This window comes from Metamycoplasma faucium (genome assembly GCF_045160055.1).
GTDB lineage: Bacteria > Bacillota_I > Bacilli_A > Mycoplasmatales > Metamycoplasmataceae > Metamycoplasma > Metamycoplasma faucium.
Map to the genome: position 1 here is coordinate 477720 of NZ_CP088155.1, position 24988 is coordinate 502707.

A 24988-nucleotide genomic window follows, 5' to 3' on the forward strand; every position below is an offset into this window, starting at 1 on the left:
TTTTATAAGAGGTAAAAAATATGAAAAAAAATAAAAGATTATTAACATTTATGCTAACATCAACATTATTGCCTGTTATGTTGTCACCAATTGCTGCTAAGTGTAAAGAACCTAAAAAACCAACGCCTACTCCCGAAACACCTTCTGAACCTAAAGAAACTGAGAAAGATAAAAAGATTAAAGAAATTAATAAATGACTAGATGAAGAAGTTAATGGAAATTTATCAATAATTGAAGGCAAAGAAAAAGAATTTTATAAAGCTATAAATGACGGTAATGATTTTTGATATGATCGAAATACAGGAAAAGTAATAACAACTAAAAAAGGTGAAAATCCAGATTGAAAAAATAACAAAAACTACTTATTAGAATTTAAAGGAATTACTAGACCTGAAAACTATCAAGTTGTTAATGCAAAAGAACCAACATATGATAATGCTAAAAAATTATCAAGTAAACTTGATTATGAAATCGATAACGAAAATAACATTATTTTTAGATATAAAACCGCTATTTATCAAGGAAAAAACCAAGAACATATCATTTCTACTAAAAATGGTTCATCAAATTTAGGCAAAAAAATTGATGAAGACACTGTAAACAAAATTGAAGAAATGAATAAAAAAGCCAAAGAAGAAACAACTTTTGACTACCCAAACAAGGAAAACACATATCTAGAAGATGCAGATATAACAAAAATAACTAAAAATATTCCCGATGGATATGAACTTGCTCAATATAAAGCTGTTAAAAATAAAGATAAAGAGTATTATGACATAACCATTATTTTTAAGTTAAAAATTAAAGGCACAAACATTACTATGCTTAAAAATGCATCTTATGTTATTAAAGGTTGAAAAAAAACAAAAGAAATTTTAGATTTTGAAGAAGAAGCTAGAAATAAAATAAGTGATGAAATAAATAAAACTAAAGTTTCAATTTTAGATGAAAAAGCATATCAACATATTATTAATCATAAAACAATTAATAATTTTGATAATAAACCTAACTTTAGCACTAAAGGATATGATAAAGATAAATATAATGTTGAATTAAAAGATGTTAAAGTTGAAGATAATTTAGGCAAAAAAATTGTTAAATTAACAGTTAAAATGTATGTAAAAAGCAACAAAGATATATTTGTTGAAAAAGAAATTTTAGTTGAAGATGAATATGCTAATGGCAAGAATTTTCATAATTTAAGCGAAGAAGAAATTAAAAACTACATTAAAAACGTAGTGAATAAAACAATTTTACATCCGAAATTTAGTAAAGACAAAACATATATTGAAAAATTAAATAATGGTAAAATCACAGATAAATCATTTTGAATTGATAACATCGACCATAATTTAAAATACAATTTTGGTTCGATATCAAAAGACGGGGATGATTATTATGTTGAACTTACTGCTTCTATTGCTAATTGACATAATAGTCCTTTTGTATTTAAAAAAACAAAAATTGATTTGTCTAAATTGGGAATAGATATTCTTAATGAAATGAGAAGAAAAAAAGGACAAGATCCTTTATCAGATGAATTTGCTCCAAGTTCAACAATTGATGAAGAAATAGAACCGGATTTATCATTAGATAAATTTAAAGACACTCCTGAAGATAATTATGAAGCAAAGTCTGCTCCTCAATTAAATGATGCTCTTAAAAAAATAGAACATTTATATGCTTGAGATCAAGAACAATATGATATTTTAAAAAATAATCCTGACAAAAAATTAGTTCAATTGTATAGAATTGACAAAACAAACTATACTAAAAAAGGAAACATGTATCTATTTAATACCAATAAAGCAATGAGAGAAGAACAAATAGTATATGTTTTCTCAAAACCTGAATTTAAAGGCAATAAATTAACTGTAAAAGTAACAGCAATTCCTCTTCAAGATTATAGTGCGGGTAAAATTGATATGGATAAAATTGCTTCAAAAAGAATTGAAGTTAAAAATGATAAATTTGGTAAAGATTTATATGAGCAATGACATAAATCTTTAAAATTAAATGCAGAAATTCAAAAATTAAATCCTTCTTATGATTTTAAAGATAAAGATAAATTGGCTTCTAAAGATATTAATGGTTGAGATTTTGAAAAAATAAAGGAACATTTAATAATTAATAATTTAACTAATAATTATAAAATTTGAAAAATTAATAAACCAAAGAACCAAAAAGCTAAAAGCCTAACACTTTATGTTTGTTACAAAAAAGATGATTTTGAATCAATCATTTCGTTTAAAATAGTAATTAATGGATTTTCATCATAATATAGAAAAAAATAATTCAAAATATATGGAGTTTAATTACTCCATATTTTTATTATTTGGTAAAATTTCAAATATGAAAAAAATAAATACATTTTTTATGTCTCTACCACTTGTTACATTACCAATAGTGGCTATTTCGTGTAAAGAAAACCCTCAAAAAAAAGAACCAACTGATAGTGAATTTTCAAAAATAAAAGAGAATTTTAAAAAATTAACTTTCATGGATACTAATGTATTTAAAGATACATTAAAATCTGACTTAAGTAAGTTGAAAGAATTTGATTCTACAACATTTTACCGTAACTTTTTATATAATGATGATATTAAAAAACGTTTATCTTTATTAAATATTAGAGATGATAGTGACTTTTGAAAAGGCATAAACAAAAATGAATTTGAAAAAAAATATAAGATTGTAACATTAGCCATCGATAATAAAGATAAAGTTAGTCTTACTTTTCAATTTGCTCTATTACCTAAAAATTCTGAATATAAATATAAAGGAAAAACTTATTTACATTATTTTTATTATTTACAACGCTTTTATCAATTAAAAGGGTTTAAAAACTTTGATAAAATCACTGAAAAAAGAAATAAAGATAAATCAATAATTAATTATGTTTCTATCACTATTTCTACTTTAGCAATAGTAGGACTTATTATTTACATTATTGTTAGAATCATTATTAAAAAGAAGAAGGGGATTAAGGATGTACAAGTTTATTAATGATAAAATGCCAATTATTTTCTCTGATGTTGATGGCACTTTGTATGATCATTCAAAAATTCCAAATCAACAAACAATTGAAGATATAAAATTTGCTAAAGAAAATAATGCTCATTTCAATATTTGTACAGGCAATCCTTACTTTGAAAGAATGCGTTGACTTACTAAATTAATTGATGTTGATTATTTAATTTCGTCATCTGGTGCACATATTATTGATATTAAAAACAATAAAACTATTTATTCAAAAAGTATTCAAAAATCAATTTTTAATAAAATATTAATTATAGCTAAATCAGAAGGAATTCAACTTTGTTTTTGAGATGAAAACAACTACTTTTTATTAAATAATTATTCATTATGAAATGATGAAATTCTTGAATATCATTTCACAAATGAAGCAACTAAAAAAATGTTTCCTCAAATTTATAATAATGAAGACATTTGTCCCTTAAAAGTTGAAATATATTCTAAAGCTTATAATGATGAAAAAAAAGTAAAAAAAGAATTAAATAATCTTTTCAACTTATTTAAAGACATAGATGACATCGATATAACTTTAACCTCTATAAACATTGAAATACAAGCAAAAAATGTAAATAAGGGTGAAGCAATACTATGGTTGCTAAAAAATGTTTATAATAATATAAATATTAATCAAAATGATATTATGGTAATTGGGGATAGTAATAATGATTATTCAATGATAATATTATCTAAGTATTCATATGCTATGGCTAATGCATCAAATTTAATATTAACAAGTGCTTCTTATTTTACAAGTTCGGTCGAACAAAATGGATTGGGTGAGGCTATAATAGATTATTTATATAGATTTAAAAATGTAGTAAAAAAATATTTATTGCATTAAAAAAGGAGAAAAAATGCCAACAAAAGAGCATTCGCAAACACTTAAATTGTCAGTAAAATCTAGCAAATTTTGACTTGATAAATTTGTTTATTTTGATAGTTTAAAAAATCAAAATACATCAAATGAATTAGTTGAAGAAATTACTGATAATGATTTAATTTCTAAACTTAAAATTAAGATTGTTAATACGTGCGATTTTAGGGAACTAGCATTAGTAATTAATGAATCATTATGTATCTTTACTTTCACTATGACATCATGATTTGTTTTTGACTTTAAAAAGGAATATGTTATTATCCCTACCAAAGAAATTAAATTTGATTCAATTAAATCAAGATTCAATGCTAATATGTCTATGGAAAATATTATGAATTATTTTCATGAACATAATCAAAAAAATTCAAATAGTGAAGAGAAATATCGTTTATTTTATAACATTATTTTAGCGAATGGAATGAAACTTTCATTTGAAATAACTCTTGATGCACTATATAAATATAATATTTATCTAAAGGAGGGTTTATTTTTTGATGTTGTTGATTGAAAAATAAAACCTACAAATGAAATTTCATGAATGGATATTCAAAAATATAAATATAAAGATGAATTAATTCAAGAAATTTCAAGTTTTGAAAAATATAAAAATAACCTTAGTTTTTTAGATGAAAATATTAATTATGTTTTAAAATCAGCAAAAAAATATGATTTTGATATAAATGATAGAGTTTCATCTAGATACAAACTTGAAATTTTGTTTCGAAACACTTATTATGATGAATTTTATGGTCGTTTTTGTGCACATGAAAATAATGATGAATATAATGATTCAAATAAATATGATGAAGATGAAGTTAGTCAAAGTGAATTTGAAGAATCATTAACTCAAATGGCTGCAGAATTATTTGCAAGTGCACAAGCAATGAATATACCAGTTGAAAAAATGCGTGATCATTTTGTCAAATCATATGATGATTTTATCGCAAACAGTCCTAGTCCAAAACTAGGCAAAGAAGCTTTTGAATATTTTATGAGCATTATTGATCAATTAATTGAAAAAGTAACACCTGATGAACGTGCTAAAATTAATGATAATAAGCACGAAGATGATTTTGATGATAATCCAATAAATTAAAATGAATAATACTTATTTTTTAAGAAACAAAAACATTGATTGCTTTGCTTTTGATTATGATGAAAATGAAAATAAATTTTCTAATTTTATTAAATTAGAAGGTTTTAATTTTTTACCACCAATTCTAAAAAATTCTGATTTAGAACAATTTCATAAATATCTTTTATTTAATCGAATGATACCAATATCAAGACCGAATTTTCAAAACATATTTTCAAAAAAAATATACTTAGAAAAACTATTTCAAACAAATTATTCATTAAATTTAGATGATACTTTGTGAATAACATCAAAAGAAAATTCAAATTTAAAATGAGAAGATATTAATTTCTTTTCAAATTTTAAAAACGTTTATTCAAACGAGATTTTAAGTGATAGTAAAAAAGTTAAATTTTATAATAATACATTAGGAAAATCACCTGATTTTTTTACAAATGGTGAATTACAAAAAACATGAATTAAAAGAGATAATGAAATAATACTTTTAAAATCTAATTCAAGATTTTCAACAAATATTCCATTAAATGAAATATATGCTGAATTTTTTGCAAATCAAATTGGTAAATTGTTTTTTAATGAAATACTTGATTATGATATTAATATATATAATGGCGTTTTAGTTAATGAATGTAAAATTTTTACAAATCAAGAGACATCATATCTTCCCTTTTCACAAATATTTAACAATAAAGATAACAATATTGAAAATTTTATTAAAAACATTTCCAATTTATATGGAAAAGATGATCTTGATGATTTAATGGTATTCGATGCTTTGATTTTAAATATTGATCGTCATTTAGGCAATTTTGGTTTATTAGTTAACTCAAAAACCTATCAAAAAATCAAAAATGCTCCGATTTTTGATAACGGAAAATCATTAATTTATGATTTTAATATTTATAAAGGCTCAATTGGTAAAAATTACATTAAAAATTATGCCAAGCATGCTTCCAAATTTTATAATAGTTTTGATTATCAACTTTTTGAACATGTTCAAAAAAGACATATAACTTGAATTGAAAAACTTGAAAAATTTTCATTAAAAAATCATGCTAAATTTCCATGTGACAAATTATATTTTAAGTGTGTTAAAAACTTAATTTCTAACCGAATAAAAGCATTTAAAATAATTTATGAAAACAAAGCAAAAGAAAATAATTGATAAGGAATATTATGGATAAAATTATTGTTAAAGGCGCAAAAGAAAATAATCTTAAAAATGTAAGTGTGGAAATTCCTCGTAATAAATTTGTTGTTTTTACAGGTTTAAGTGGCTCGGGGAAAAGTTCGCTTGCATTTAACACAATTTATGAAGAGGGTAGAAGAAGATATGTTGATAGTCTTTCAAGTTATGCACGTCAATTTTTAGGAGGGACTAAAAAACCTGATGTGGAAAGTATAGAAGGTTTAAGTCCTTCAATTTCAATTGAACAAAAAACAATTCATAATAACCCAAGAAGTACAGTTGGTACTATAACTGAAATATATGATTATTTAAGACTTTTGTATGCAAGAATAGGAAAACCATATTGTCCTACTCATAAACACGAAATTACTGCACAAAAACTTAAAGATATAATTGATGCTGTTTTTAAATATCCTGAAGGTGAAAAAATATATATTTTATCTCCAATTGTCATAAATGAAAAAGGATCACATCAAACAACTTTAATAAGGCTTAAACGTGACGGTTTTTTAAGAGTTAAAATTAATGATGAAATTTATAGCTTAGATAATGAAATTAATCTTGAAAAAAATAAGCGTTGAACAATTGAAATTATAATTGATCGTTTAGTTTTATCAAAAGAATTATATTCACGTGTTGCTGAAGCAATTGAAATTGCCTTAAATTATTCAAATGGTTTAGTTTCTATTGAAGCATTAGGCATAGATAAAAAAATGTTTTCAATTCAACATAGTTGTGAATACGGTGATTTTGATATGCCTAAAATTGAACCAAAATTATTTTCATTCAATTCGCCTTCTGGAATGTGTCCTAATTGTAAAGGGATTGGTTATTTACAAAAAGCTAGTTTTGATTTGGTTGTGCCTAATAAAAACTTATCAATTGATGATGGTGGAATTTTATACTATAAAAATTTAGTTGATAGTCAAAACTTAGAATGACAAGAATTTAAAACTCTTTTAGATTTTTATCATATTGATTCATCAATGCCTATAAAAGATTTATCAGAAGAAGAACTAAATATAATTAAATATGGTTCTTATGAGGAAATACCAATGATTAGAATTTCGACAAATGGAAACAAATTTGAATCAAAACGTCAACTTGAAGGAATTCTAACTAAAATTGAACGTAGATATTTAGAAACTATGTCAAATGAAGCAAGAAAATATTATTCAAAATATTTAACTGATATGCATTGTGATATTTGTCATGGTCAAAGAATCAATAAATATGCAGCAGCTGTAAAAATTAATGGTTTAAATATTTATGAACTATCTAATAAGTCAATTGAGGAACTTGAAATATTCATTTTAAATTTAAAACTTAATAAAACAGAAGAAGAGATATGTGAATTAATTTTAGGTGAATTAAAACATCGATTAAAATTTTTAATTGATGTTGGCTTAAAATATTTAACATTGAACCGAAAAGCTGAAACTTTAAGTGGTGGAGAAGCACAACGGATTAGACTTGCAACTCAAATAGGATCTAACCTAATGGGTGTTTTATATGTTATGGACGAACCTTCAATAGGATTGCATCAAAAAGATAATCAAAAACTTTTAAATTCATTACGTCAAATGGTTGATTTAGGTAATTCATTAATTGTTGTTGAACATGATGAAGAAACTATTCTTCAAGCTGATTATATAGTTGATATTGGCCCTGAAGCTGGAGAATATGGAGGAAACATTGTTGCAATTGGGACTCCTAATGAAATTATGGAAAATCCTAATTCCTTGACTGGTAAGTATTTATCTAATAAACTTAATATTGATATTCCAACATTTCGTAGGTCAGGAAATGGCAAGGTTTTAACATTAAAAAATGCTAAAACTAATAATTTACAAAACATTACCGTGGATTTTCCGTTAGGTAAATTTATTGCAATAACAGGTGTTTCTGGTTCAGGAAAATCAACGCTTGTAAGTGAAGAATTAGTTAGTGCTTTATCAAATTATCTAAATAATCCTATGTATGATATTCGTACTGATAGTCGTTTAGTTGGACAATATAACATTGATGCATTAATTTTAGTTACTCAATCACCAATTGGAAAAACTCCGCGTTCGAATCCTGCAACGTATACTTCATTATTTGATGACATTCGCGAAATATTTGCTAATACTGAAGATGCTAAAGAAAAAGGCTATACCAAGTCAAGGTTTTCATTTAATGTGCCCGGCGGAAGATGCGATAAATGCTCTGGTGATGGAACCTTAAAAATTGAAATGCATTTTTTACCTGATGTATATGTTACCTGTGATCATTGTGATGGAAAAAGATATAATCTTGAAACATTAGACGTTAAATATCATGGTAAAAGCATTAATGATGTTTTAGAAATGTCTGTTAATGAAGCATATGCATTTTTTATTAACAAACCTAAATTAAGAGACAAACTTGAATTATTACTGCAAGTTGGTCTTGGATATATTAAATTAGGACAATCTTCAACAACTTTAAGCGGCGGAGAAGCACAAAGAGTTAAACTTGCTACTTATTTACAAAAAAAACCAACAGGAAAATCATTATATATTTTAGATGAACCAACAACTGGTCTTCACACTCATGATGTTAAAAACTTGATTTCAGTTTTAAATAAAATTGTTGATAATGGAGATACTGTTATTGTTATTGAACATAATTTAGATGTTATTAAGTGTGCTGATCATATTATTGATTTAGGACCTGATGGAGGCTCAGGCGGAGGAAGAATAATTGCTTCTGGAACACCGGAACAAGTCGCAAAAAATTCAATATCATATACTGCTGAATTTTTAAGGAAAATATTAAAGTAATATATTATAATTAATTAAAATTAATTACAATAAGGAGAAATATCAATGAAAGATTGATCGGGAGTACAATTAAAAGTTGGTCCTTTCTATGTTTATTCTTTAACAATGATGATTGGAATGATGGCTGCTATTTTAACGGTTTGATATTTTTGGAAACGCGAAAAATATGCTTTAGAAACTTTAGGTATATTGGTGTTTATTGCCCTTCCAACCGCATTAGTTGGTGCTCGTATAGTATTTATAATTCAACAAATGATTGATAAACAGTGATCTACTGTTAAAAGATTTTGAGCAATTTGAGAGGGTGGACTTTCAATTCATGGTGGTGTTATTACATCAACTATATGTTGTGTTTTGTTTTTGTTGTTTTCAAAACAAGGCAAAAAAATTAGCATTAGAAAAGCAATGACAATTATTTTGCCTGCCGTTTTAATTGGACAAGCAATTGGTAGATGAGGAAACTTTGCAAACCATGAAATTTATGGTGGCATCATGTCTGAAAATTCATTAGCATTTAGAATATTATCTCCTTTAATTAGACAACATATGTATATTGGCGGAAAATATCGCCTTCCATTATTCTTATATGAATCAATTGCCAACTTAGTTGCTTACGTAATCATTGTTTGAATCCTTAATTTATATAACTGATTACGCCCTGGCACAACTGGTGGAATATATGTTTTATACTATGGAATTATTCGTTTAGGTATGGAACCATTACGTGATGGAAGTTATACAATTTATAAAGTTATTGCCTCACTTTATATAGTTACTGGTATTGCAATGATTGTGTTATTTGAATTTGTAATGAAACTTAACTTTAACGTTTATAAAATTCCTTTAACAAAATTTGAAAAATTAACAAATACATTCTATTTCATTGTTTATGAAGAAAAAAATCGTGCTTTACTTGAAAATGAAGAATGAGAAGAAAATAAGAAAAAATCAAAGAAAAACAAGAAAAATAAAGAAATAAAAATAAATAATAAAAATATTGAAGTTTTGGTATAAATATGAAAAATAAATATGATGTTTTAATAATAGGAGCAGGGCCTGCGGGTCTTACTGCTGCTATTTATCTTGCTAGAAATAATGTTAATGTTGCATTAATTGAAGCTAAAACTCCTGGTGGCAAAATATCTGAACAAAGTAAAATTGAAAATTATCCAGGATTTAATTCAGTTTCTGGTGCGGAACTTTCAATTTCAATGTTTAGTCAAGCTAGAGAAAATGGCGCTAAATTTATTATTGGCAAAGTTATATCAATTGAAAATAAAGATGAATTAATTAAACTAATTAAACTAGACAATGGATTATTATTAGAATCAAAATATTTAATAATTGCGACTGGCATGCAAAACATTATCCCTAAAGAAGTTATCAATATTGAAAAATTTAATAATAAAGGTGTTTCATATTGTGTTGTATGTGATGGACCTTTATTTAAAGATAAAGTTTGTGGAATAATCGGCGGAGGAAATAGTGCTTTCGAGGAAGGAAATTATTTATCTTCAATAGCCAAAGAAGTTCATATTTTTGTTCGTGATAAAATCATTGCTGAACAAAGATTGGTTGATAATGTTGAAAAACAAGACAATATTTTCATTCATAGAAATGCACAAGTTTTAAAACTTAACGGAACATCATCATTAGACTCTGCTGATGTTAATATTGAGGGTAATATTTTTAATATACCAATTAAAGGATTGTTTCCTTATATCGGATTTAAACCAGCTATTGATTTCATTGACCAAAACTTGCTTAAATTAGATAAGAAAAATTTTATAGTTGTTGATGAAAATATGGAAACAAATGTCCCAAATATATTTGCAGTTGGGGATATTATTAGCAAAAGTATTAGACAAATAACAACTGCAACGAGTGACGGAACAATTGCTGCAAAAATAATTAATAACCGAATTTAATAAAATAATAAAAATTAATATATAATAATTTTTGCATTTTGGAGGGGTAGCGAAGCGGCCAAACGCGGGTGGCTGTAACCCACTTCCTAACGGTTCGGGGGTTCGAATCCCTCCCCCTCCACCATTATGCCCCATAGCCAAGCGGAAAGGCAGCGGTTTTTGGTGCCGCCATTCGTTAGTTCGAATCTAACTGGGGCAGCCATTTCAAGAAATTGAACATTAAGCACTTAAAAAGTGCTTTTTTATTTTCGTATTTAAAGAAAATACATGTTTTAAAATATTTTGAAAATTATATAAATAGTACTTATAATAAGGTATTTTTTTGTAATTGTTTAATGGTATAATTATAAGGTGATGAAAAATAAAAGAAAAAACATTTATTTAATGTCTCTTGTTATGGTTGGGGGGGTTACCTCTGTATTAACATTGCCTTCACTTTCATGTAATAACATTGAACAAGAGATACTTAAATATATAAACAATATTATTGAAGATCTTGAAATCGATGCCCCTTTATATAAATATGCAAAAGATGTTACAAAAGATGACCTTAAATTTAAAGGTTTTAATAAAAACGATTGAGAAATTGATAAAGAAAATTTAAGCGTTATTAAAAATGGTAAAACATCAATTTTAATTAGATATAGGCTAAAACATAAAACTAAAAAAAATGTATTTTCAAAAATGGTATCCAGAATTATTACTGGATTTAAATTAGATTCTGAAGAAAATATAGATGAAGATAATATAAACAAAATAGCACAAGATGTAAAATTTGATTATATAGGATCAACACCAAAAACTGACGTATATCCAGCTGCGCTTAGAGATATACATTTTAAAGCAAAAGGATTTGAATTTAAAAAATATAGATGTGAAATTGTTGATATTGAAGCAAACAATAAAACCGGATCTGTATTAATTAAATATAAATTAATTAATAAAAATAATAATAAAGAAAGCATTGAATTTTTAAAATCAATTAAAGGATTTAAATCTGAAGGAGCAATTCCTCAAGAAGATATTGACAATTTAGCTCAAAAAACAATATTAGACTATGATGGAAATAAAGCTAATGTTTATGCTACATCAGTTTTGAATAATAAAATAACTGCAAAAAACTATGATGAAAGTAAATATGATTTTATCATTGAATCAATCGAAAATAAAAATGATGAATTAGGTTCATTAATTGTTAAATACAAATTAAGAAATAAAATTACAAGCAGCGAAAGCAAAGTTTGATCAAAAATTATTGAAGGCTTTCGTATCAAACAAAATAATGAAAACATTGATGAAATTGCTTCCAATGTAAGTTTGGATGCAGATCATTCTAAATTACCTTCACAAATTAAAAATGATGATATTTTTGCATCTAATTATGATTCAAGTTTATTTGATTTTAAATTAATATCAATAACTAATGTTAATGATATTAACGGTTCTTTAGTGGTTAATTATCAATTAATTAATAAAAAAACAAATAAAAAATCTGCAATAATTTCTAAACCATTGGATAAATTTGCTAAATCTCCAATTCAAAATATAAATGAAATTGCTAAAAATATTAATGTTTTTTATAAAGGGAATAGCCAAGATAAATTGCCTTCTGAGGTTAATGATTTAGAATTTGAAGGTTCAAATTTTGATAAAAATAAATATAAATTAGAAATAATGTCTTTAACTAATGTTAATGATAAAAACGGAACACTTGAAGTCAAATATAGATTAAGAACTATTGATAATTCTGAAATATCAAGCATATTTAGTAAAGTTGTTTCAGGATTTAAAAAAGATAATAATTCCTCTCCAAATCCTTTAACTAAATCAAAAGTAAGATTGGCACATTGAAATGTATGTAATTTTGGTGATGGAGCAATTACTGAAAATCAAGCGAAAGCAAAAGCTATTGCTTCTGTTATACATAATCAAAAATATGATGTTGTAGGCCTTACGGAACTTGATGGATTAAATGTTGCACCACATTTAGCTGATTTATTAAATGAAATCGAAAGAAAAAATCATACAGGAAATGTTTGAAAATACGTAAATGGTGATTATTCACAAGGTCCAGGTTCTTCTCCATCTCAAGCGCCTAGCGGAGATAAAGCTGCATCATTTATTTATAAAGAAAACATAGTTAGACCTAAACCATTTAAAGATGGAAAAATTGGTAAATTCTATGACGGAACTTATTTTGAAAATAAGTTTGGGACTTCTGGCACATATGCTTCTGAGTATAAGCGTCCTCCATTTTGCGTAAGATGAGAGTCTGTACTAAATGGATTAAAACATGTTGATTTCACATTTGGAATATCTCATTTTGATGGACCAGGAGTTAAGGCCGAAGGTGAACGAGGAGTAAAAGTTGGTAGAAAAACAATTGGTTCATTGGAAGCTAATGAGGCTTGAAATATTAAAAATATGTTTAAATGATTAAAGGACCAAACAGATGGCGATGACGATTTAATATTTCAAGGTGATACAAATATTCCAAAAGGTTCTGCAGATGATGCATTTGGTTTGAATTCAAACGAAAAAATGATTTTGGATGAATCATCTGAAAATTATTCATCTTTAGGAAAATCAATTGGAAAGTATGCGCAACCATATGACAAAATAATTCATAGTTCTAATTTAAATGCATCTAATGGTAAAGTTTATAAATTATGAGATTTTCCTAAGCAAGATATTTTTCAATGAGCAACAATTAAATCTTTAGATCAATGAAAAAATTGATGCACTGAAAATAGTAAACCATATGGTTCAACAACGCATGCATTATACAATTATGTTTCTGATCATTGCCCAATTAGTTATGATCTAGAACTAGATTCAAGTGATACAAAATAATCAAAAAATAGGCTAAAAAAGAGCTTATTTTTTTATTTAATAAAAATTAATTAAAAAAAATATAAAAATATACAATTTTTAATATGTATAATCACAATGAAATAGAAAAAAAATGACAAAAATATTGAGAAGATAATAATACTTTTAGAACCACAAATGTTCATAATAAAAAAGCTTATATTTTAGATATGTTTCCATATCCCTCTGGAGCAGGATTGCATGTTGGACATTTAGAAGGATATACAGCTACTGATATAATATCTCGTTTTAAGCGTTTAAATGGGTATGATGTATTACATCCTATTGGTTGAGATGCATTCGGTCTTCCTGCTGAACAATATGCTTTAAAAACAGGTAATCAACCGGCTGAATTTACTAAAAAAAATATAGATAATTTTAGAAGGCAATTAAAATCAATGGGTTTTTCATATGATTATGAAAAAGAAATAAATACCACCGATCCAAATTATTATTATTGAACTCAATGAATTTTTAAAGAATTGTATAAATCTAATTTAGCTTCAATTGAATCTGTTGATGTTAATTGATGTGAAGGATTGGGAACAGTTTTAGCTAATGAAGAAATTATTGAAAAAGATGGTATAAGAGTTTCTGAACGAGGAAATTATCCTGTTGTTAAAAAGCCAATGAATCAATGAGTTTTAAAAATAACTAAATATGCTGATGAATTATTAGAAGGTTTAAATGAAGTTGAATGACCTGCGAATATAAAAGCATTACAAACGAATTGAATTGGTAAAAGTGAAGGATATAATGTATTTTGAAAAATCAAAAATTCAATAAATAGTATTACAACTTTTACAACAAGACTTGATACACTTTATGGTGTTTCAGCAATTATTTTAAGCCCTGAACATCCTTTAGTTTCAAAATTGACAACACAAACATTTCGAAAAATAGTTGATAAATATATTGAAAATTCTAAACTAAAAACCGAACTTGAAAGAACACAATTAATAAAAGATAAAACAGGTGTTTTTATTGGATCATACGTAACTCATCCTTTGACTAAAAAAGATATTCCAATTTGAATTGCAGATTATGTTTTAAATTCTTATGGTTCTGGTGCTTTGATGTTAGTACCGGCTCATGATAAACGTGATTATGATTTTGCCATTAAATATAATCTTAAAATTACTTCTGTCATCGATTCATCTGAACCTCTTCCTTATTTAGGTGATGGTAAACATATTAATAGTGATATTGCTAATGGTGTAAAAAACGATACAGCAACTGAAAAAATATATAATGCATTAACAAAATTAAGGCAAGCACGTAAAACAAATAATTATAAATTAAGAGACTGAATATTTTCTCGTCAAAGATATTGAGGCGAACCGTTTCCTGTTCTATATGATGAAAACAATAAAATTTATTTAGTTAAAGAATTAGTTAAACTCCCTGAAACTAATAACATTAGACCATCCGGCACCGGAGAAGGGCCTTTAGCTAATATCGAATCATGGATGAACGTAAAAGTTGGTAAGAAAATTTATCATCACGATTCTAACGTTATGCCTCAATGAGCAGGTTCAAGTTGATACTATTTAGCATACATACTTAAAAATCCTGATGGTACGTATTGTGATTTAAATTCAGAAGAAGGAAAAAAACGTTTAGAAGAATGATTACCAGTTGATTTATATATTGGTGGTCAGGAACATGCAGTTTTACATCTATTGTATGCTAGATTTTGACATAGATTTTTATATGATAAGCAAATTTTACCAATAAAAGAACCATTTAAAAAATTGATTAATCAAGGATTAATATTAGGAACCGATGGACAAAAAATGTCAAAATCATTAGGGAATGTTATTAACCCTGATGAATTAGTCGAACAATATGGAGCCGATTCTTTAAGAGTTTATGAAATGTTTATGGGACCATTAACAGAATCTAAATCATGAAATATTGATTCTTTAAGTGGAATTAGAAAATGATTGGATAAAGTTTATAATCAAGTTACATATTTCGTAGATCCTAAAAATATTGATATTTCTCATAAAAATAAAGAATTAGAAAGCAATATTAATGAACTTATTAAAGATGTTAACGAAAACCTTGAATTATATAAATTTAATATTATTATTAGCAAACTAATGGTTTTTATTAATTATTTATCAACATTAACAAAAATAAATTCAATTTCAATAATTAAAAAATTTGTGATTATTTTAAGTTTATTCGCTCCACATTTAAGTGAAGAATTATTATCAAAATTAAATGAAAAACCAATTCATCTGCAAGAATGACCTTTCTTTGAAAAAAATAAAATCATTAGGAAAAATGCTATTGTTGGAATTCAAGTTAATGGCAAATTAAGAGGTCAACTTGAAATATCGCCTTCATGAAATGAAGAAGAAATATTTTTACAAGCTATGGCTTTAGAATCAGTTGCTAAATGAATAGAAGGCAAAAATATAGTTAATAAGATATATAAAGAAGGCAAAATAATAAGTTTAATAACTGATTAAATAAAAAAAAGTATAAAAAAATTAGGAGAATGACTTCCTAATTTTTAATTATTTTGCAGATTTTTTAGATTTTTCTAATAATTTATTAAATCTTTCAACACGGCCACGAGCTTTAGCAGTTGATCTATTTCCAGTGTAAAAAGGATGACAATTAGAGCAAATATCTAAATTAACTTTTTCTGCTGTTGATCCAAATTTATGTTCAGTACCACATGATGTACATGTTGCAGTGATTTCATGATATTTTGGATGAATATCTTTTTTCATATTTTAATTGCTCCTCATCAAAATTCTTTAAAAATATATGTTTATTTTAACATATTTATTTTAAATTTTCTCATTTTCAATTTAAGATTTCAGGCATGTCGTAACCATATTCACGGACATATTTAGTATGTTCATCCATTTTTTTATTAATTTTATTAATAAATGTTTTAGCTTCAGATTTATAGACTGCTTTTGCAATGCTTTGTGCAATATGAAAGCGATCCATTTGACTTAAAAATCTAATGTCAAAGCTTGTTGTGATATCACCATTTTCACGGTATCCATGCACTATTAAATTGTGATTTTCTCTTGAGAAGAAAATATCCCTAATTAATCCTTCATATCCGTGGAATGCAAAGATTATTGGTTTATTTGTTGTAAATACTTTATTAAACTCAGCATCGCTGATACCACGTGGATCAATTTCTTTTGTTCTTAATTTTAATAAGTCTAAAACATAAACAAATCTTATTTTTAAATTACTAAATTCTTTATTAATTATGCTTATGGCAGCAAGTGCTTCTAAGTTAGGTTCAACTCCAGAAGCTACAATTACAACATCGGGTTCTTGATTTGTTTTTACATTTGAAGCTCAATCAATAATTTTATATCCTTTTTCAATCATTTCATTTGCTTCTTTAATTGAGTAGAATTGTTCCCTAGGTTGTTTTGAAGTTACAATTAAATTAATTAAATTACGGTCAGTAAATGCTTTATTCATCGTTGCAAGCAATGTATTAGTATCAGCTGGTAAATATTCTCTAATTAATTCAGGACGTTTATCAGCTAAATGTCCTAATATTCCGGGATCTTGGTGTGTATATCCATTATGATCTTGTTGAAAAGCAGTTGAAGTTGCAATTACATTCAATGAAGGATAATCATTTCTTCATTTTAATTCATTAGCTTTTTTTAATCATTTCATATGTTGAGTTAACATTGAATCAACAACTCTTAAAAATGATTCATAACTTGCAAAAAATCCATGTCTTCCAGTTAATACATATCCTTCTAGAAAACCTTCCATTTGATGTTCAGATAATTGTGAATCAATAACTCTTCCAACTGGTGACATTCATTCATCTAATGTTTTAGAAATAGGTGCTAACCATTGACGGTTTGTAACCTTAAATACTTCATATAAACGATTTGATTTAGTTTCATCAGGACCAAAAATTCTGAAATTATCTGGATTATCTTCAATTATTTTTGCAAGATATTTACCAAACTCAATCATGTCTTGGGCTTTAATTTGACCAGGCTTTTCAAATGATAATGCAAATTTAGTTCAATCATTTAAAATAAGTTCTTTAGGGTTTATTCCTCCATTGGTGATTGGATTAATTCCCATTCTTTTATTTCCAATAGGTGCTAATTCTTTAATTTCAGATAATATTTTCCCATTTTCGTCAAACAATTCTGATGGTTTATATGACAATAATCATTTTTCAAGTTCATCGATGTGTTCAGGTTTTAGCGCACTAACAGGTAAAGGAACTTGATGGGCTCTAAAACTTCCTTCAATTGCTTCATTATTTCAAGTTTTAGGGCATGTTCAACCTTTAGGGGTTCTAACTATCATCATTGGCCATTTAGGCATTGTAGCATCAATTGCTTTATGTTTTCTCGCTTCTTTTTGAATTGATAATATTTTTTCAATTACTTTATCTAATTCTTTAATCATTAGTGCATGCATCTTTAGGGGATCATCACCTTCAACAAAATAAGCTTCTCAACCCATTCCTGAGAAATAATCAGATAGTTCTTTATTTGTTTTTCTAGCTAATATTGTTGGGTTTGATATTTTACCACCATTCAAATGAATTATTGGTAAGATAGCTCCATCATTTACTGGGTTAATAAATACATTTGAAAATCAGCCAGAACATAATGGCCCAGTTTCCGCTTCACCATCGCCTATTATTGTTGCAGCAATTATATTTGGATTATCTAGTATAGCACCAACAGCATGACTTAGTGAATAGCCTAATTCTCCACCTTCATGGATTGATCCAGGTGTTTCGGGCGCAGCATGACTTGCAGAACCTCCAGGAAATGAAAATCTTTTGAATAATTTTTTAAGTCCACTTTCATTTTCTTTTATTTCTGGATATAGTTCTGAATATGATCCGTCAAGATATGAATTAGATATCATAACTTGTCCACCATGACCAGGCCCTTCAATGTAAAACATATTTAAATCATATTTATTTATTACTCTATTTAAATGTGTGTATATAAAATTTTGACCAGGAATTGTTCCTCAATGTCCAATAGGGTATAATTTAACGTCTTCAGAAGTTAATTTATTTTTCAAAAGAGGATTGTTTCTTAAATAAATTTGCGCAACACTTAAATAATTAGCGGCTCTAAATCATTTATCCATTCTTTCAATATATTTTTTATCATTATAATTATTTTTTTTCATAAATTACTCCATATTTTTAATAATAAAGTGTATAAATATTTTACATTAAATGTTGAAAATAATTATTAGTTCATAGTTAGTTAAATTTATTAAGATTTATATATTAATTATTTAAAAATAACATTTTTAAATTAAACTAAAATTTTCACTAAAAACTTTAAAAAATAGGATGAAAAAATGCATATTTTTTTAATTTTTAATACATTTTTTTATTCTATATTTATATATTTAAAATGCTATAATTCTATATAAAGCAAAGGAAAAATATAATATGTATGAATTAAAAGAATGCGATCACAATGTAATAAAATTACATGGGAAAAACTTTTCCGAAGAAATTCAATATTTTTTAACAAAAAATAAAATGACACAAAAAGAATTAGCAACAAGACTTGGGATTTCAACTAAACATGTTAATTCTATTTTAAATGACGAAGTAGTTGATGTTTCTGTTTCGGTTCTTGAAGGACTTGAATATGCTTTTGGAATTCCTGCAGGACTTTTAACTAAAATTTATCATAAATATACTAATATTCGCATGGTAGAAGAAAATAAAAATATTAAAGCAGATTTAAATGCTTTTGGAATTGATTTTCTTATTGAACATCCTGAACTTTCAATCCCATTTGGTATTACTATCGATGAAAACATGGATTTATATTTAAAATTAATGCGATTAAAAAAATTTTATGGCGTTTCTAATCTAAATAATTATCGTGATTATTTATTTGAACATGTTTTAGCTGAATCAAAAAAATATCTTGACAAACCTAATTTTTATATATGAATTAGATTTTGTGAATTATCTGTTGATAAATTAAATGATAATGTTGGTATATTTAGAAATTCTGTATTTGAATTATTAATGAAAAAAGTTTTGAATATAATGAGTAATGAAAATATTACATTTAGTTGAAAAATTAAATTAATTAGAAAATTTTTATTACAAAAAGGCATTGTATTAGTAACTAAACATTCAATTAATAACAATTTAATTAGAGGAATAACTATTAAAAAAGGAAGAAAAAGATATATATTTCTTTCTGATGTATTTCATTCAGAACCATTTATCTTTTTTGCACTTTTACATGAATTAGTACATTGTTTTTTTTCTGATTATGATGAAGAAAATATTGATAAAAAAGTAATATCTGAATATAAAAAATGAGAAGAAATCACTCAAAGTAATTATAAACATATATATGATGTAATAAATTATTACAATCAAATTCAAATTTTGACGAGGAAAAATAAATTAGATTCTTTAACTAAGAAAACTTTATTTGAAACTTTAATTGATAAATATGATTTTGTTTCATTTGAAGATGAGGAAAATGAAAATGCATAAAGCGCCAATTAGAAAATATTACAATGAATCTGAATATTTCATTGATAAAATCAATAAGAAAATAATTCTCGATTCAAAATTTCACAATAAATTATTGTTAAACAAAAGAAAACCTTTTGGATACAAAAAAATTACAGGAACTGCATTAGGTGATATTTTAATGGTTGATTCATTTAAATCTGAATTTGCTGCCTATGCAAGATTATGTGGACTTCAAATGCCAATTTTAGATCCTAAATACATTAATGCTGGAGTTATCCTTGAACCTAAAATATTAGAAAAAGTTGAGCAATCATTAGGCGAAAAACTTAAAAGATTTAATGCTCAAGAATATCAATATGATTATTTTAAAGAAAATGAGATATTTGGTGGATTGCCGGACGGATATGCTGAATCACGAAAAAAAATTATTGAAATAAAAACAACAAATGAAAAAAATTACGAATATTGAACCACAAAAAACATACCAATTGGATATATTAAGCAAGCTCAACTATATACATATTTAATGGGAGCTAAGACTTTTTCAATTGTTGCAATTTTTTTGAAAAATGAAGATTATGATGATCCCTCTTCGGTTGATGTTGATAAAAGAATTATTAAAAATTTTGATTTTCCCTTAAATATTAATCAAGTTAAAGATGATATGGAAAAAGCAAAAGAATGATATGAAAAATATACAAAAACTGGCTACAGTCCTCAATATAATGAATCAATTGATTCAGATTTATTAGAATATTTAGAATGTAAAAATAGTAGTGAATGAGAAAATTTATTTAATAAATGAATTAGTTTAGGAAAAGCGACACCTATAAATGATTAAGCTTAATTTTTATACATATACCCATTTTTTTAAATATGTAAATTATCACCCATATTTTATTTTTTATCATCCAAATAACAATGAAATATTTGACGAAGATGAAAATGAAGAACAAAATTTAGATTTATTAAATTTTAAATTAGAATATTTTGAGCAAAAGCTTGATAATTTTGTTTTTGATAATTTTGATGATTCATTAAGAAAAGAATATCAAAAAATTGAACTATATGAAGATAAGACTAAATTTATAAAAAATAAATTAACAACAATTTATTCAAGAAAAATTTCTATTCATGATTCAATATGAAACGATTTAAATAATTATGAACAAATTTTATTATCGAATACAATGATTGAAAATTATATTGAAGATGTTATTAAAAATTTAATTAAATATTTTGTTAATAAAGGCTTTAAAAATGAAGAAATATTAATTCTTTCTAAAAAAAGTTCAAAAGATTTATTAGTTAAAAATACTATAGATGCAATTAAAAACAAAAAATATAAATTAATAATTAATCCTTGCTTTGAATATAAAAATGTAATTGCTAAACCTGCATTTATTGATATAACTAATGAAACAGTTGGCGATATTGTCTATTCATCAAAAACTACTATTGAATCTCAATTAAAAGCAGCTTTTAATATTAATGTCATTAATAATAGCTTAAAGGAAATACGAATTAAAGAATATTTAATATGTAAATTAAAAAATCATGAAAATATTTTTTATTATAAAAAAGGAATAAATGAATATGATTTAATTTCAAAAATTTCAAAAACAAAAGATAAACCAAAAATTGAAAATGAAAAAAATGCAATAGACATAATAGAAAATATAAATATATATTCACAAAATTTTAATAATTTTGTAGATTTAGTAAATGATGATAAGAAAATTGATGAAATAATTAGAAATAAAATAAGTATTCCTTCCGAAGATAATAATTTACTTGATTTTAAATATAAAGATAAATATAAAATAGTGAATCAAATTGCTAATATGTTTAATCCCGAATTAGCTTTAGCGGGAACATCATACATAAAAATATATTATAATGTTGCTAAAAAAAATGAAAATCATAAAGAAATTATTAATTTTTTTAGTAATGAAGAATTAATTCATGTTAATGAAAAATTTAATTTAGCAAAAAATGAAGCAAAAACAAATACTTTTGACATTTTTTTTGATAAAAATAAGAATAAATATTTTGTTTGAATGGATTTTGAAGGTTTTACTTCAACTTTTCCTATTATGGATTATCATAAACCATGACTTCAATTAATTTCACAAGTTTCAATTGTTAAAACAAAATGAGATATTAAAACTAATAACTATGAAATATTTCATTCTAATGATTATGTATATGATCCTTTGCATTATTCACATGATATTTTGATACAAATAATTAATGATATATATGACAAGAATGCAAATGCTTATGTTGTTTATAATAAAGGATATGAACGTGCACGTTTAACTGAAATTAAAAATTATTTGATGTTATATTTCAATAATGATTCAAGTGATAAATACGATTCTAAATTTAGAGAAAATATTTTTAATAAAATCGATGAAATAATTGTGAAAATTTTAGACTTGCAGGATTTTACATATATGAATAATCCTAAAGATTTTATGAAACCTTTAATATCAATTGGATTTACAAAAGGAAGATATAGCATTAAATTATTTGAAAAATTTATAACCAAATATAACATTGATATCAAAAATAAAATTATCCCATATGCAAATTTAGATGTTCAAAATGGTGCTATGGCACTTGAACTTGCAAATTTACGAGCAATTAATAGAATCGGTGATTTAGAATGATTCAAAAAATGTGAAGATTTAAAATTATATTGTCATAATGATGTAATTGCAATGATTATGCTTGGAGAATTTATTTGAAAATGTTGAAACAATAGAATAGAAATAAATAATAAATTTGAATTATATATGAATGAAAAAAAATAGGAAAACTTTAGGAAATTACACTGCTAAAATGTGGTGTAATTTTATTATATGAATAAAAATCGAGGAATGTTACTTGAAACTATTATTAATCAGACGAATTCATTTTACATTATCAATAATATTTGTTTGATTCATAAAAAGAATTTAGATATTAAATTTAGTTCGGTAGTACTTAAAGATAAAAAATTAGTGGCAAAAGATGCAAAAATAACTAATAAAAGTACAGTGGATTATTATGGACTTTGAAAAGGTAAATTTTTAGCATTTGAGGCTAAATCAACTGAAGATAAATCTTTTTCATTTTCTAATATTAAGTTACATCAGACTGAATATTTATCATTGGTTCAAAAATTTAACGGTATAGCTTTTTGAATAATATATTTTAAGATTCAAAATGAATTTATTCTAATTAAACATAGTAAAATGCTTGAAGTCTTAGGACAAAATAAAAAATCCCTTGATTTCAATCAAGCCATTTCAATTGGAACTAAAGTGACTTTGATGTATCCAGGAATTTTAGATTATATTAGCGTATTAGAAAATTAAGTTTAATTTCTATTAACTTGTGCTTTAAAAACATCAGCAAATTTGAATTTAGGTTCAACTTTAGCTGGAACTGTAATTCTTTCTTTGGTAAAATGGTTTAATCTTTCCTTTTCAGGTTTTACAACGGTTGAAAATCTTCCAAATCCAGAAATTGAAACAACTTCTCCATTAGCAAGTTCTTCAGCAATTAAGCGTTGCATTTCATCTCATATTTCTTCAATAAGAACTCTAGTGTGTCCAGTTGTTTGATTAGCTTTATCTATTAATTCTTTTTTATTCATATTTTGCCTTTCTATAGTTAGTAAAAATAATAATAAACAATTATATTATATATTGCTAGTTATTTTTTGGAATAAAATTTAACAAATCAATTAATATTTTGTTTGGGTTTTCATTTAGAAATATTATTTTATACAATGCTGAAATGATTGGTAATTCTAGTTTTTTTAGTTTAATTATATTTTCATATAACATCTTAATTGATTCAACACCTTCAATTGTTATTTGTGAATAATTATTGTTTTTTAAAAAGTTTTTACCATATGTATAATTTCTTGATTTTGGTGATGTTGCCGTTAAAATAATGTCGCCTAAACCTGTTATTTCATATGCAGTATTACGGTTTCCGCCACAATATACAATATATTTAATCATTTCTTTAATAGCGTAAGTAATAAAAGATGCTTGAGTGTTTATGTTATATCCAATAGCCTCAAGCATTCCGCTTGCGATGGCAATAATATTTTTATAAATAGATCCAATAATTGCACCTTTTTCATCATTTTGAGGTATAACGTGGAAATAGTTATTTTCAAAAATAGCTTGAACTTTTAGTAAATTTTGATAATTTTGTCCTATTGCTGCAACATAAGTAATTTGTTTTTTAACAATTTCAGTTGCAAAAGATGGTCCTATTAATGTTATAACATCAACAACATTTTCATTTTTATTAGCAATAATTTTTAATTCATCATGTACTGTGATAAATTTTTTAGGTCAAAAACCTTTTGCTACATTTATGATTATTGCTTTTGACTTTAAATTCAATAAAATATTTTCAAAAACAGCTGATAAAAATTTTGTTGGAACTGCTAAAATAATATAATTTACATCAATTAAAGCTTCTTCTAAATTTTGTGTTGTGTTAAATTTATTTAATTTTAAATCATTAAAATAAGCTTTATTTTTTCCATTTTTTAAATCATTTAATTCAGATTCATTAATTCCATATATTATTACATTATTTTTGTTATCTGTCAAAACGTTTCCGCAAGCACTTCCCATACCACCACTACCAATAATTGCAATTTTATTCAT

The 24988-nt window shown here is 25.2% G+C and carries 18 protein-coding genes and 2 tRNA genes; 16 read left to right on the forward strand and 4 right to left on the reverse strand.

The features are described 5' to 3' along the window. Positions 1-20 precede the first annotated feature (20 nt). From LQ356_RS02250 to leuS, 12 genes are all read left to right on the forward strand, one after another. Entirely contained in the window at positions 21-2279 is a 2259-nt protein-coding gene (locus tag LQ356_RS02250; RefSeq protein WP_405311216.1) for a hypothetical protein, read from the forward strand. Positions 2280-2352: 73 nt separating this feature from the next. Next, positions 2353-3006: a hypothetical protein gene (locus tag LQ356_RS02255; RefSeq protein WP_405311217.1), complete on the forward strand. Its 654-nt coding sequence runs from the start codon at positions 2353-2355 to the stop codon at positions 3004-3006. Beyond that, positions 2990-3877: a Cof-type HAD-IIB family hydrolase gene (locus LQ356_RS02260; protein ID WP_405311219.1), complete on the forward strand. Its 888-nt coding sequence runs from the start codon at positions 2990-2992 to the stop codon at positions 3875-3877. The genes LQ356_RS02255 and LQ356_RS02260 overlap by 17 nt, the downstream gene beginning before the upstream one ends. 13 nt (positions 3878-3890) lie before the next feature. Next, complete coding sequence (locus tag LQ356_RS02265; protein WP_405311220.1) at positions 3891-5009, forward strand: hypothetical protein; 1119 nt, start codon at positions 3891-3893, stop codon at positions 5007-5009. 1 nt (position 5010) lies between these two features. Then, the gene (locus LQ356_RS02270) at positions 5011-6177 is read left to right on the forward strand and encodes a hypothetical protein (protein ID WP_405311222.1); all 1167 of its coding nucleotides are present in this window, start codon (positions 5011-5013) and stop codon (positions 6175-6177) included. Positions 6178-6185: 8 nt separating this feature from the next. Continuing rightward, complete coding sequence (gene uvrA, locus LQ356_RS02275; protein ID WP_405311223.1) at positions 6186-9002, forward strand: excinuclease ABC subunit UvrA; 2817 nt, start codon at positions 6186-6188, stop codon at positions 9000-9002. 45 nt (positions 9003-9047) lie between these two features. Further along, on the forward strand, positions 9048-10016 hold the full coding sequence (gene lgt / locus LQ356_RS02280) for a prolipoprotein diacylglyceryl transferase (RefSeq protein WP_405311225.1): 969 nt from the start codon (positions 9048-9050) through the stop codon (positions 10014-10016). A 2-nt stretch (positions 10017-10018) separates the two neighbouring features. Continuing rightward, positions 10019-10930, forward strand: a complete 912-nt coding sequence (locus LQ356_RS02285) for an NAD(P)/FAD-dependent oxidoreductase (protein ID WP_405311226.1) — start codon at positions 10019-10021, stop codon at positions 10928-10930. Between the two features lie 40 nt (positions 10931-10970). Continuing rightward, a tRNA-Tyr gene (locus LQ356_RS02290) sits at positions 10971-11054 on the forward strand. A 3-nt stretch (positions 11055-11057) separates the two neighbouring features. Then, positions 11058-11132 (forward strand) — tRNA-Gln (locus LQ356_RS02295). A gap of 152 nt (positions 11133-11284) precedes the next feature. Continuing rightward, positions 11285-13783: an MnuA family membrane nuclease gene (locus tag LQ356_RS02300; protein ID WP_405311228.1), complete on the forward strand. Its 2499-nt coding sequence runs from the start codon at positions 11285-11287 to the stop codon at positions 13781-13783. Between the two features lie 83 nt (positions 13784-13866). Then, positions 13867-16281, forward strand: a complete 2415-nt coding sequence (gene leuS, locus LQ356_RS02305) for a leucine--tRNA ligase (RefSeq protein ID WP_405311230.1) — start codon at positions 13867-13869, stop codon at positions 16279-16281. Positions 16282-16329: 48 nt separating this feature from the next. On the opposite strand, the gene rpmE is transcribed toward leuS, so the two are convergent. Both rpmE and LQ356_RS02315 read right to left on the reverse strand, forming a co-directional pair. After that, positions 16330-16548: a 50S ribosomal protein L31 gene (gene rpmE / locus LQ356_RS02310; RefSeq protein ID WP_405311232.1), complete on the reverse strand. Its 219-nt coding sequence runs from the start codon at positions 16546-16548 to the stop codon at positions 16330-16332. Positions 16549-16603: 55 nt separating this feature from the next. Then, complete coding sequence (locus tag LQ356_RS02315; protein ID WP_405311234.1) at positions 16604-18976, reverse strand: phosphoketolase family protein; 2373 nt, start codon at positions 18974-18976, stop codon at positions 16604-16606. A gap of 271 nt (positions 18977-19247) precedes the next feature. On the opposite strand from LQ356_RS02315, the gene LQ356_RS02320 reads away from it, so the two are divergent. Genes LQ356_RS02320 through recU form a run of 4 tightly spaced genes read left to right on the forward strand, consistent with a single transcriptional unit; the run spans position 19248 to position 23671 of the window. Then, positions 19248-20324: a helix-turn-helix domain-containing protein gene (locus LQ356_RS02320; protein ID WP_405311235.1), complete on the forward strand. Its 1077-nt coding sequence runs from the start codon at positions 19248-19250 to the stop codon at positions 20322-20324. Then, complete coding sequence (locus tag LQ356_RS02325) at positions 20317-21147, forward strand: MAGa7180 family putative nuclease (protein ID WP_405311237.1); 831 nt, start codon at positions 20317-20319, stop codon at positions 21145-21147. Before LQ356_RS02320 ends, LQ356_RS02325 begins: the two co-directional genes overlap by 8 nt. Further along, positions 21140-23125, forward strand: a complete 1986-nt coding sequence (locus tag LQ356_RS02330) for a UU173 family protein (RefSeq protein WP_405311238.1) — start codon at positions 21140-21142, stop codon at positions 23123-23125. Before LQ356_RS02325 ends, LQ356_RS02330 begins: the two co-directional genes overlap by 8 nt. Positions 23126-23173: 48 nt before the next feature. After that, entirely contained in the window at positions 23174-23671 is a 498-nt protein-coding gene (gene recU / locus LQ356_RS02335) for a Holliday junction resolvase RecU (protein ID WP_405311240.1), read from the forward strand. A 2-nt stretch (positions 23672-23673) separates the two neighbouring features. Here recU and LQ356_RS02340 read toward each other — a convergent pair whose 3' ends face one another. Together LQ356_RS02340 and LQ356_RS02345 are read right to left on the reverse strand one after the other, a co-directional pair. Next, entirely contained in the window at positions 23674-23952 is a 279-nt protein-coding gene (locus tag LQ356_RS02340; protein WP_405311242.1) for an HU family DNA-binding protein, read from the reverse strand. A gap of 55 nt (positions 23953-24007) precedes the next feature. Next, on the reverse strand, positions 24008-24988 hold the full coding sequence (locus LQ356_RS02345) for an NAD(P)H-dependent glycerol-3-phosphate dehydrogenase (RefSeq protein WP_405311244.1): 981 nt from the start codon (positions 24986-24988) through the stop codon (positions 24008-24010).